The sequence below is a fragment of the Bermanella marisrubri genome, assembly GCF_012295615.1.
In the GTDB taxonomy this organism is placed as follows: Bacteria; Pseudomonadota; Gammaproteobacteria; order Pseudomonadales; family Oceanobacteraceae; genus Bermanella; species Bermanella marisrubri.
The window spans coordinates 1,594,471-1,607,079 of record NZ_CP051183.1; the positions used below are offsets into that span (position 1 = coordinate 1,594,471).

General features: G+C 40.1%; 8 protein-coding genes. All 8 read left to right on the forward strand.

From position 1 onward, the window contains the following. The first annotated feature begins 28 nt into the window (after window positions 1-28). Complete coding sequence (locus HF888_RS07270) at window positions 29-1,213, forward strand: hypothetical protein (RefSeq protein WP_007017660.1); 1,185 nt, start codon at window positions 29-31, stop codon at window positions 1,211-1,213. 6 nt (window positions 1,214-1,219) lie between these two features. Then, on the forward strand, window positions 1,220-2,221 hold the full coding sequence (locus tag HF888_RS07275; RefSeq protein WP_007017661.1) for a hypothetical protein: 1,002 nt from the start codon (window positions 1,220-1,222) through the stop codon (window positions 2,219-2,221). 145 nt (window positions 2,222-2,366) lie between these two features. After that, window positions 2,367-3,308, forward strand: coding sequence for a hypothetical protein (locus HF888_RS07280; protein ID WP_243469378.1), 942 nt, complete (start codon window positions 2,367-2,369; stop codon window positions 3,306-3,308). 27 nt (window positions 3,309-3,335) lie between these two features. Then, window positions 3,336-8,270, forward strand: a complete 4,935-nt coding sequence (locus HF888_RS07285; RefSeq protein WP_007017663.1) for an OmpA family protein — start codon at window positions 3,336-3,338, stop codon at window positions 8,268-8,270. Between the two features lie 346 nt (window positions 8,271-8,616). Then, window positions 8,617-10,101 carry a leucine-rich repeat domain-containing protein gene (locus HF888_RS07290; protein ID WP_165837031.1) on the forward strand — a complete coding sequence of 495 codons (1,485 nt, stop codon included), beginning with the start codon at window positions 8,617-8,619 and terminating at the stop codon, window positions 10,099-10,101. Window positions 10,102-10,380: 279 nt separating this feature from the next. Further along, on the forward strand, window positions 10,381-11,706 hold the full coding sequence (locus HF888_RS07295) for a leucine-rich repeat domain-containing protein (RefSeq protein WP_007017666.1): 1,326 nt from the start codon (window positions 10,381-10,383) through the stop codon (window positions 11,704-11,706). Between the two features lie 138 nt (window positions 11,707-11,844). Next, the gene (locus HF888_RS07300) at window positions 11,845-12,036 is read left to right on the forward strand and encodes a hypothetical protein (protein ID WP_007017667.1); all 192 of its coding nucleotides are present in this window, start codon (window positions 11,845-11,847) and stop codon (window positions 12,034-12,036) included. An 89-nt stretch (window positions 12,037-12,125) separates the two neighbouring features. Further along, a complete protein-coding gene (locus HF888_RS07305; RefSeq protein ID WP_007017668.1) occupies window positions 12,126-12,545 on the forward strand; it encodes a secondary thiamine-phosphate synthase enzyme YjbQ in 420 nt (139 codons plus the stop codon). The last annotated feature ends 64 nt before the right edge of the window (window positions 12,546-12,609 follow it).

A 12,609-nucleotide genomic window follows, 5' to 3' on the forward strand; every position in this document is an offset into this window, starting at 1 on the left:
TTCATTTGGTATTGATTCAAGGACGAATATGCTCGAGCTTAAATACTCCCACGAATTAACCTGGGGAGATCTCAAATATCTAGAAACGCCCCGTGATGCGCTTCGTACCATCGAGCGCGTTCATGGTAGCAAGTTCACGTTAGAATTCATCCGCAATGCTCACCGTCATTCATTGCCTAAGTTCGGTACTCATAAAGTTCATAACGGTTACAACACCATTCAACGTAGTTTAGAGAACGGCAATGCGTTTCTAGTGAATCGTCAAACCCAATCGCCGATTCTAAGAACACTGGAACTCAAAGAAGGTGGGCAAGAGGTAGAATGGACATTACGCAGTCATGTGAATGACATGCTGCGCAATACACTTCGCACCGTGATAGATCGCGTCGAAAAACCCAAGCCCATGGGCGTTCATCGACAAGCACCATCACAAGGTAATCAGCAAAACAACGATAACCAACCGCCCGAACGTGAAAAGCACCGAATTCTATTGGACTTAAAAGGGCAAAACGGCCGCCCATTACCTGACAAGCACAACGTCACCATCTTTGTTGAAAACACCACCCAAAGCAAACGCGCGTGTAAACAACTAAATGATGTCATCCATAATCCATTCAGTAAACGCTTCATCACAGAAAAAGGCGATGCCTTCAAAGTCTATGTCATCCCAAGTGCACTACAACCCGTAGTAGACGACTTAAAAATCAACGGCAACGTAAGCCAATCCGAATCCGAAGGCTTAATCTCAGCCCTGTCCGAAACCGGACAAGAGACCGATACCGACGGCTCCATTCTTCATCATTTTAAATATGAAGTACCGGTACCACTCAATTTAAAGTTAGAAGCTTGGTATTCTAACGAAAATGAAATATCTGCTTCGGATGTATATATACTTTTACATGATGATAGTGATTGGACTCAAGTTGTTTATCTCGCTAAAGACAGGAAACAGGTCTTAGTAAAGGACGGTTTAACGAATATAATCGAATTCCAAGGCTTGCCAGAAAAGGGTAAGTTTACATTGATCAAACAGCATCAAAACAAGCATGCAAGTCCAATCACTATATTTAGTGGTTCATCATATAAGGATATAACAAAAGACGTTAAACCCAAGGAATGGTCAGTTGGAAATAAAATAGAAAATGAAGATAAAACAGCAAGTGAAACCATTTCTAACGATTGGGATAGCTGGTTGGAGTCAAGTTGGGGTTAAAGGTTTATGATTAGGTTTGTCGTAATATTTGTTTTAACGACAATTGTATCTGCTTGTGATCGAGTTGTGCCTCCAACCTTAACGATGGAGGCAGAAACTTATCGCAAGTACTTAGTTCACTATGACCCAGATAATATAAAAAAAGAACAATGGGACGACCCTGAGATTATGAGTACTCCCCGTATTCAATTCACATGGGTTGAACCACATCTGGAAGACAACATTTCGAATCTCAGTTTATGGAGTATCAAACCCGATGGAACGGATTTGCGTCTTGTGGCCACGCCAGAAGAGCTAATGCCTGCACACCTTGAACAATCTCGCTATCGAGGAGAAGTTCCTTTTGTGCGCTCACCTGATAACCGTTACGTTGCCTATGCTATGGCCCATGGTATTTATTATGAAAGACGATTATTGGATTTAAAAACCAAAGAAGTGATTGTCATGGATAGGCGTGGAGGGCCACCCAATTTTATGTGGTTCAAAGGAGGCCGCTATCTTACCTTTTCAGGCACTGGCAGCCTTGTTCAGTACGATATGGAATCACAAGAAACAAAGTACATCGCCGATCGTTTTGGAAAGAACTATATCCACCGCGCGTTTGCTTATGATAATGGTAATCAAATGGTCGATATTCAGGATGGCGTTGCCACATTTTACGATTTTGATACAGGCAAAGTGCTTAAAGAAATACCAAATACACATGGTGTTTTAACCTTAGATGGAAAGCATTGGATTAAAGAAGGCAAGGGTTTTGATACATATGCGACATCAGTTTTAGAACCCGATAAGGTGGCGTATGAATACCCCACGGGGATGGTGAGGTCATCTCTGCAAGCCATATCAGCAGACGGAATCATTGTTAGCGGTGGTGTTCGAGTCGTTACACATAAGCACGACAAAATAATGGTATTTAGGCTGCCGGGTGATGGTTATATTGCTAACACGGCTTTATATAATACTAGACCATTTTTAGAATCAGGTTACTCCCTGCCCGAGAGTGAATAAGTGCATAGATAATGCAGTGATGATGAAATCGTATATCAGAGTATTTTTGGATTGAAAGTAAATGGTTAATCGTTTGTCGTTAAAACTCGTTAAGTGGTTTTGTCTATTACTATTCGCTGCTTTCTTATCAGCCTGCGACAGAGTCGTGCCTCCAAAACTAATTGGTGAAGGCAATACCTATCGTGAGTACTTGGTTCACTACGACCCAGATAATATAAAAAAAGAAAAATGGGATGATCCTGAGATTATGAGTACTCCCCGTATTCAATTCACATGGGTTGAACCACATCTGGAAGACAACATTTCGAATCTCAGTTTATGGAGTATCAAACCCGATGGAACGGATTTGCGTCTTGTGGCGACGCCAGAAGAGCTAATGCCTTCTCACCTTGAGCAGTCTTTCTATCGAGGAGTAGTTCCTTTTGTACGCTCGCCTGATAACCGTTACGTTGCCTATGCCATGGCCCATGGTATTTATTATGAAAGACGATTATTAGATTTAAAAACCAAAGAAGTGATTGTCATGGATAGGCGTGGAGGGCCACCCAATTTTATGTGGTTCAAAGGAGGCCGCTATCTTACCTTTTCAGGCACTGGCAGCCTTGTTCAGTACGATATGGAATCACAAGAAACAAAGTACATCGCCGATCGTTTTGGAAAGAACTATATCCACCGCGCGTTTGCTTATGATAATGATAATCAAATGGTCGATATTCAGGATGGCGTTGCCACATTTTACGATTTTGATACAGGCAAAGTGCTTAAAGAAATACCAAATACACATGGTGTTTTAACCTTAGATGGAAAGCATTGGATTAAAGAGGGCGAACCCTTTGAAATCTATGCGACACCGGTTTATGAGCCGGATACAGTGGCGTATCAGTACCCAAAAGGCATGGTTCGTACATCGCTTCAAGGTATTTCGGCAGATGGCATCATTATCAGTGGCGGTGTTCGAGTTGCAAGCCATAAAGATGATAAATATCGCGCTTATACACTTCCCGGTGACGGGGATATAGGAAATACGGCTTTATATAATACTAGACCATTTTTAGAATCAGGTTACTCCCTACCGGAGAGTGAGTAAGTTTAGAGTTAATACAGGGAGGTTAAAATGGGGCAGCAAGAAAAAGATATACGTAAAGTTAAAAATGTTTATTTGCTCGGAGTTAAACAGGACCAAAACGGTGGCATCGTAGAAAATTCCGCTAGACCTATTGCCAATACGTTTTTAGCCTTGAAAAGTGACGAATGGGTATTGGCAAGTTATACCGAGCTAGATGAAACAGGAAACCCTATTAACGTCAATCAAGTAAAGGGCGCTAGTCAATTATTTTTAACCAATCAATTTGGTGCAATTTCTAACTTTGAAAGTGGCAAAACCAATAATCAAGCCGTCCAAGATATTACCCCCTTTACGCTTGGCAATGAATTAACTGCTATTCCCAAGCAGACCACTGTTTATTTTCCGCCTCAGCAGTTAATTATGTACAACCTTGTGGCTAAAGGCTACGAGAACTGGATTGACGAAGTTCGAAAAAATATAGATCAGATTGCTGGTATGAGTGGTTCTGGGCTATCCATTGATGATGATAGAAGGGTGCTTAGCGTTGAAAAACACTTAGAGAAAGTTATTGAGGATCCGAAGAGTAATGATGATAGAGCATACAATCAATGGCTGACAGAGCTTGCTAATAGCGGTATTGAAACAATTGATGCCATTGTTGTGCCTCAGACTCGGGTCTTAGCCATCATATTTTCAAGTGAGAAATATGAAAATTCAACAGTTAGAGTATTCAACCGTCAGGGTAAGCCAGTATTTTCATCCAGCCCCCATAGTGTTACATCAGATACTCGATATGGACTGGTAGAAAAGCTTAAAGATACCAACATGAGTGTATGTGCTGCTCTATTTTATGATCCATTGAATGAGTTTAGTGAAGACCTAGACCAAGAAGATCAAGTATATCGTATAGAGGTTTCTCTTGATGAACAATATGGCGTAGGGCTTGGGATACAGAATAATCAATATAGCTTGGTGGAACGTCTACGTTTTCCTATTACCAATATAGCAGGCGAATTTGAAATTTTAAATGGTGATGCTATTAGCCTAGAGGAAGCGATGATCAAACAGTTTCCTGCATCCTATAAGCACATCATAGATAAGATTAACAGCAGCGAGGACCCAGCCGAAGTCGCTCAAAATATAAAAGAGAATAATCAAGGTTTTTCAAGCTATATTCATGGCTTGCATGGTACTTTATCAGGGACAAAAACGGCGGCGGGTATTCTTGGTGCAGAACATGGGATTTTGGCTGCAAAAAATGTTGGTGCTTTGTTGGCGAGCCAAACACAGATCCTTTCTAGTATCAAGACGGGAAACGTTAGCTTACAAGATTCAATTAGTCTTGCTTTTAATGTTTATGACTCCGCTGGGGGAATAGCGAAGCTTGTCAAAGACATTCCTAAGGATAAGTCGAGTATCCCTAATGTCCCTGCTTATATTAAAGGGATTACTAGCAGTATACAAAATACAAAAGCACTGGATGCAGTGAGAAATGTATCAGCAAAAATTGCTGGCGCTCATGAATCTATTGACTTGAGCAATGTTGTTAAAATTGATGATAATTTTAAGAGTATTCTCAAAAAGACAAATGGCTATTTTAAGAAGGCGGATGACATAGTAGGTACTCCAATTGATGCACTGTCTCTAGTAAATTCAATCAAAGAGATTGTTGATGTCTATGAGGATGAGGAGAAAAGTAGCGCTCGCTATAAGTCGCTAATGTTGGACTATGCTAAACAAGTCCAAATGGTGGTCCGCACAGAAGTTAGTGATAGCGAAAAGCAGAAAGCGAAAGAAAAAATCATAGAGTTTAAAAACCAGCATGTTTATGTTGAAAAGAAACCTGATGGTGATGTCTATAACCTGTTTGTAACGTTTGCATTCGATAGGAGTCAGTTTAAGCCCGATAATAGTTTCGAAGATTTTAAAGAATTATTTAATTCGTTACCGTCCTCTACAAAACTCACGCTAATAGGGCATACTTGTTCCATAGGTACTGCTGAATACAATTTAGGTTTATCTTTACGCAGAGCCGAGTCTGTTAGAAAAGCCTTAGGCTTCAGCGACAAAGATAGTGAGCGTGTTTTTGTAGAAGGCCGTGGCATGACAGACCCTGCCTATGATAATAGTACTGAAGCGGGGCGTCAGAAAAATCGACGCGTTGTAGCGCAAATAAGTCTAAATCTAGACAAATCCTATTTTCCTTCTCGTGAGGGCCTCGATGTGCTTGAAAGGGCACGCTCTATTTATACTCTTAATTTCTCACAACAGGATGCAGCAGCGAAAAAAGCAGCTATCGCTGCTATTGATTTGGTGATGGGTGCTCCGACAGTGCATCCACTACATGCTGCGGCAGCGCTTCTGTGGTATGTGGGTGGCCTTCTTATGGATGCGGGTCAATATGCCGACAAGCTCATTTTTGGTGAGCACTCTCTGGGTGAGTTGAATAAACTAGACCAGCAAGGGCTTCTTTCAGCCGCTAACCAGACATTATTAGTTGCTGGTCAAGAGCACAAAGATGGCCGCAATGCGGATGATGTTCTGAATGAACAATTTAGACTAAGGGCAGAGGCCTTATCTGGTTTACAACGCTTGTTAATGCGTTGCGCTATTGAAAACGGTGATTGGTTAGATCGGATTCGTTCTGGAGGCGATTTTATTGATTATGCCGATGATCGAGAGGCTTTTGATTTTCAATCAAACCTAGCTCATTACCGTGTTGAGGACTACATTGATCGCTATTTATTGAGTGATGGCTGGGAGCTGGAAATGGGACCAATTTTCCCTGTTGCACTTGATGAGCAGTGGATACAATTGGTTGAAACTGGACAAGTAGACAACCTTCCTGAAAAACCTGATGCAAACGAGATTGATAGAAAAATCGCTGAATTGAGGCAGCATTTGGCTACATCATTCAATCCATCAGATTTACTTTTCCCTGTATTTCTAATTTCTGAAGATGCAAGGAAATTAAAAAAACAAGTCCTTCAAGGACTTGCTGCTAACCCTATTTTAGGTGCTAACTATATTTGGCAGAACACTAAAAATGTCGTCAGCGGTTATAGAGACCATACCATTACCGCCAAGTTTCAAAAGTACATGCCGATTCATTATACCGCATCGCAAGACTTCTCCAGTCTCGCTAGTACGTTAAAGCCCACGTTTAAAGAGCTGGATAGCAGTATCTATTTAGACATGAATATATGTCATCGAAGTATTGGGGCAAAAGGTAAGGGCGGTTGGTCCAAAATGACCGAGCGCAGTGAGCTTACCCCTTTCGATCAGGTCCGTATTACCGTCATTTTAGACACAAAAAATAATGAATCAATAAAGGAAATGATCGATTCAAATGATCGTTCTATTTGTTTTCTTCCAATTCAGGTATCACCTATTCGATTGGACGGATGGAATATGGAAGGCCCTGCGACAAAAGCTTATGTTAAAAAGCTATCAGAGGATGACTTGATAGGTCAGGATAAGGACTTATTAGAAAAGCACGGTATAGATATTAAAGATGCTTATGGCGCCATTATCATTCCGTTTTATATGTTTGGTACCAACCAAATATTTGGCACAAAACCTATGGCCGGTGCATTTAGTAGTTGGCTGAATACCAGTGGCGATGAGATCGAAGGCTTATGGAACTGGGATAAGACTTGGGAAATGGATTACGGCTTCCAAGTCGTTGTCGCAAATCAAGCTAATACTAAAAAATTAGTCACCTTTGATGGTGGGTTAGATGAATTTACCCTTACCTTAAATGGTCAGAGAATCCATACACTCACGAATGCCAAGGGGTTTTCACAGGAGGTGCCTGAAAAGCACTTGATTAACAGTGAGTTTTTAGCGATTGGTAAAGAAGCACAAACATATCCAACTCTATTCAAAGGGGCTAAAAGTTTTTGTCTTATGAGGGCCATGGGTGTTGAAGGCGGACGGTATATATTCCCACACAGGCTATGGAGTAAGGGGATTTCTCTAAAAAAAGATCGAAACGGCTTTCCTCGAAAAAATGTTGCTCAGCTTGATAATTTCAGATGGAATCGACCTGTAGAACTAGCCATTATCGTCGTTTGCGATGATATCGAGAAAGATAACTACGAAAATCAAAACCTTAATTGGCGGTCAGTTCCTGCGAGTATTCGCCTGCATAAGGTAGCGGGTAGTTTAAACTGGATAGATGGGCCATCATTCAATACCAGTCTCAAGTACATCGGCGAAATTAAAGAGTCAGAAAGTGACGTTAGATTGGTTTGGGATGATGAGTCTGAAAAGCTTCCAGAGAAAATTCAGAGAATTCAACGCTTGTTGACACGAGACCAAGATGATACGAACACTGATAAAGATTCTTTGAGAAGACTTAAGCTTCTTTCGGGGTTTGATGCAGATGATAACCTGTTGGAGGATTTAATTGAAAGTTGGTTGCCTAGTAGTAGTAAATATGTATATGCAGCTACGGTTAAATTGGATTATCAAACAGCCACAGGGTTTATGCATGAAGGTATTCGTCCGTTTTCTGTTATAACAAACCCTTCACTTCAGTTAAGGGCTCGCGGTTGGGATCTTGGCGTAAAACTAACAACTAAAGGTAATTCAGGATTCAATGATACTGATGTGACAGGCCAGTACAGCCTTCCATATCCAACGGGATTCGAAGATCCAGAGGCACACTGGTATAAGCCCATAGCGCATAGACGGGACTTTGAAGAAGCTATTGAGAAAGCTGATAAGATAATTGAAGTTAATAAAGTCATCGCGGAGAACAATCAAGCGTTTTCGGATACAGAGGCTTATGATCCATTGGAGCCGATTTCACCTATGGTGCCTTGGCAGTTGATGAATCGAGAAAGCCCACAGTTTTGGACTGGTAAGCGTAAGGACTTTGTTGAAAGCTGGCTGAAGGACAATACCAATCGTTTCTTACCAATGTCTGAGCATGCTGTTTTAGCCAGTCAGCAAGAAGTCGTAGACGAATTTAATTAGACGTCCTAAGCGAATAGTTGATAGGTGGCGCACACTCTAGTTTAAACAAGCTTGAGTGTGTATCATTTTTCTATATCCCTACCTTGATCCTGGTTTTATCTGAGTGCTTACTTGCCAACTTAATCGAACTACAGTGTTGCGTTTACGAAAGGGCTTTTATTATCGGTATTGGTTATATTTTAGATGAATGATTCATATAACGATAAAAAGCTTATTTTTGATCATATGTATTATAGACAACCCGATTCTCCTCTGGGTGTTGATTGGGAAGAATTTGAACAACGTAGCTTTGAAAAATTCCCAAATAATTATTTAACTTAGGATAAATGTTTATAAAATGATTTTAATGCGAATACTGTTTTTACATTTATTGGTTTTGTTTTCAGTGCCAAGCTGGTCGCTAGATTTCATCATTGGTAAAGATCAGGCGCCTATTAATCAACATGACTACGAAGTGCTGAAAAAAGTGGCTGAAAATGCACAGTTACCTGTAGAAGAATTTCGGCATTACTTGGATAGAGATCAATATATTGTCGATGATAATGGCCTTATTTATTGGGATAAAGAAGAAAATGGAATCATTGACGGAGATGATAGTTTTCAGGATGCTGGGCTTGCACACCTAGGTAATAGTTATATTACTGATGATAAGGGCAATGTTGTAGCTCTTGATGTGATAAAATCAAGTTTTAGTCAAACAGAGCTATTGAATGGTTTTAAGCATCTGATTGCGGTTCATCTTTTTAAAAATAAAGTATCGGATATACGTTTAAGTAACCTTCCTGAATTACGAAGCCTCAATGTGTATCATGGTGACGGTACGGTTACTACGGTATCAGAGTTGAGTAACCTTAAAAAACTGGCATATTTGAATGTGTTTGACCTTTCGGTAGCTGATTTTGAAAAGGCGTCTGGTCTTGAATCATTGTACAAAGTCGAGCTCACATCAGCGGATATCGGGAGTTTCAAAGGCCTAGAAAATATGCCTAACTTAAAAGAGATGAGCATCAGTGTCGGTGGCGGATTCAACGGTCATAATCTAAAAACCCTTGATAGCCTTCCAAAAGATCATGGGTTAGAAAAGCTTAAGCTTTCTTCAGGCTATACGACGGACATATCTGGTATTGCTCACTTATCCAAACTTAAGCGATTTGAGTTTTGGAATAATAATAAAAAACTCAAGGATTTGTCACCTTTAAATAAGCTTAAGAATCTTGAAGAGTTAGAAGTGACTGCCTTCGCTGTAAAAGATTTTGCATTTCTAAAGGATATGCCAAAGCTTAAAAGTATCACAACCTATCATGCACCTATTACAAGCCTTGAGGGCTTGCATGAAGCCCCAAATCTTGAGGAACTGAAGCTCTATAGTGGAAAGTTGGAAGAGATCGCAGGGCTGCAAGGGAATCCTGAGCTCAAAACCCTCTATTTTAACAATCATAATATTAAAAAGCTTGCTGGTTTAAATAAGCTGAAAAAGCTCAACACATTGGATGTCTCTCGAAACCATATCGAAAAGATTGAAGGCTTAGAGCATAACCAGTGTTTAGAAAAACTCTGGCTCAATTCTAACCCGGTTAAAAAGCTAGAGAACCTAGATCATTTGCCTATATTGCGTGAATTAGGCCTGGATCGAACAAACATAACCAAGCTTGATGGTTGGCAAAACCTTGATCGCCTCGGGAAAATAATCATCGATCCAAGCCAGCTTGAATATAAACGGTCGAATGACCGTTATTTTTATCGCTACATTCCTATCAAAGAAATAGACATGAAATTAAAACAGTCTGAGCCTATTACCGAAGAAGAATATAAAAAGTACGATTGTTTGTAGAGAGAATTCACTGGCGCGGGAAGTTCATATGAGCTTTCTCGGTAATCTAGCTTCCCATTGCTCCGAAAATGAGTAATCGCCTTCCTGTCTTGATAATATACCTGTATCAAAAAAAAACAAATTTTGGCCTTATGGGAGCAATTAAACACCTGAGTGCCATGGTGAAGTGAACTCCCAGTAGTTCCGGTGGATTATCGGTACATTATACTTAAACTCGGCATGTTATTTGGGATCACGAGCACTTTAGGAATAATTCGAGCAATTAATGGATATAGGTATATGATCACTCGTTTAGTATTGGTATTTTTTAGTCTGAGTTTGGCTCTGACCTCAGCTTATGCTGAACGCCTAAAGGTTCACCCAAGTGAACAAGCGGCAATGGACGCCTTGATTCAAGGTGCGGGTATTGATGAGAGCCTTGTTAGTAGCGGTGGTAGTGAAAGACAGATTCATGAGTTTGATGAGTATTTTTTGACAGGAACTCGGTATTTTTATGATGATGTATCGAGCGGCCAGCCTGCTTTGTATGTCTCAACTAACCCAGATGGTCATGTAGTCAGGCTTGAATACGATTATGTTAAATACCCGGATTTTGAGCAGATACTAAAATTTAAAAAATTACGTATGCTAATAATTCGTTTTTCAAGTCTTGAGAAAATCCCAGATATATCTAGTTTGAATGAGTTAATGTATCTACGTGTTGCTGTAAATGATAAGTTAATCGACTTCAATGGTATTAATAATTTATCTAATTTGAAGTTCTTCAGAGGATCAGGAAATAGTCAGAGTGAGGTTAAAATTGTAGGAGGAGTTAAGAACCTGCCATCATTGGAGGAGTTCTACTGTGAAACATGTGTTATACCTGATATTTCATTTCTTGAGTCAGCAAAAAACCTTAAGATACTTAAGATTGGTATGCTCGGAAGTACCTTAGATCCGTTGAAGGACGCTAAAAAAATGGAAGAAATCAAGATAAGGTCGGATAACCTCAAAGATGCTTCCGCTATAAATAATATGAAAAACCTTAACTCTTTAATGCTGTGGGATACTAATATCGAATCATTAGATATAGGGCCTAATCTTACAAACCTTAAGGAATTAAGACTAGGAAATAGCCCTTTAAAATCAATCCCTCAAATATCGCATTTGAGAGCATTAGAGTCGCTTTCGATTGCTGGAACTAATATTCGTAATATAGATAAGATCCACGATTTACCAGAGTTAACTAGACTTGTACTAACGCGAAATAACACAAAGCGTATAGTCAATCTAAAGAATCTTCCAAAGCTCAAAGAGTTGTATTTGGCTGATCAGCCCCTCGAATATTATGAAACAGGGGTTTTGCCAAGTTTGAAAGAGTTAGACTTATCCAAAACAAATATCAAAAAGCTCACTGGCTTTGAAAATTTTCCTAACCTAACTAACCTTAAGCTCTATGATACAAAAGTGAAGTCGGTTCGTGGGATTGAAAAATCAGAGCACCTAGAGTACGTTCAAACTGATCATACCCTGCCTGACTCGGCTGAAAATGATGCAGTGTTTCAGGAAATGAAAGAAAACAGGCAAAGAAGGTTTAGAGAGCGCTTTGGTAAGTACTTAGATTAATATTTTTTGGTGTTTGATAGATTACAAAGCTTAAAAATCTCCTTGGTTTTGAGGCTTTACAAGTCTAATTTTATTCACCATGAATAACTCTAAGCTGTAAACCATAAATGGTATACACAAAATAAATGGACTTTACCCATGTTAAAAGCACTTCTAATCCTCCTACCTATAGGTGCCGTATCCGTTACAATTAGCGCTCTGATAAATGAAGAGTATTTAAGGCTCTTTTTAGCGGCTTTGATGATGTTTGCATTTGTTGATGTAAAACGAAAAATCGAAGCTGAAGAAGCAGAAAAAGAAGGCGAGCCACTCTCCAAAAATAGCGAATAGCTCTTAGGAAGGGGGATAGTATCCTCGGCTTTTTTCACAATCTATTCTGGTGTTTAATTAGTTCTAAATTTTAAATCTTGTTGAATACCATGTGGCATCAAACAACCATTCAATTACAACCCAAACCCCAGGGCATGCATCTCGTCACCCGAGAGATCGTTGAGCAGCTGCCCGAAATCGCGTCTTTGAGGGTGGGCGTTCTCCATCTCTTTATCCAGCACACTTCAGCGGGTCTTTTAATTAATGAAAACGCGGATCCTACTGTTCGGTCGGATTTTGAGGTTTTTATGCAAAGGCTGGTGCCGGAAGGGTTGGAGTATTTTGATCACACCTTAGAAGGGCCAGATGACATGCCGGCGCACATCAAAAGTAGTTTACTAGGTCACTCAATTTCTATCCCCATTAGTAATGGTCAGTTGGCGCTAGGTACTTGGCAGGGGATCTATCTTGCGGAGTGTCGCTATCATGGTGGTGCAAGAAGGTTGATTGCAACAATCAATGGTGCATGAGGCTGATTGTGTAAATCAGGCAAGAATCGCTTCGCTTCTCTGTATGCCTGCGTAAATTGTATGC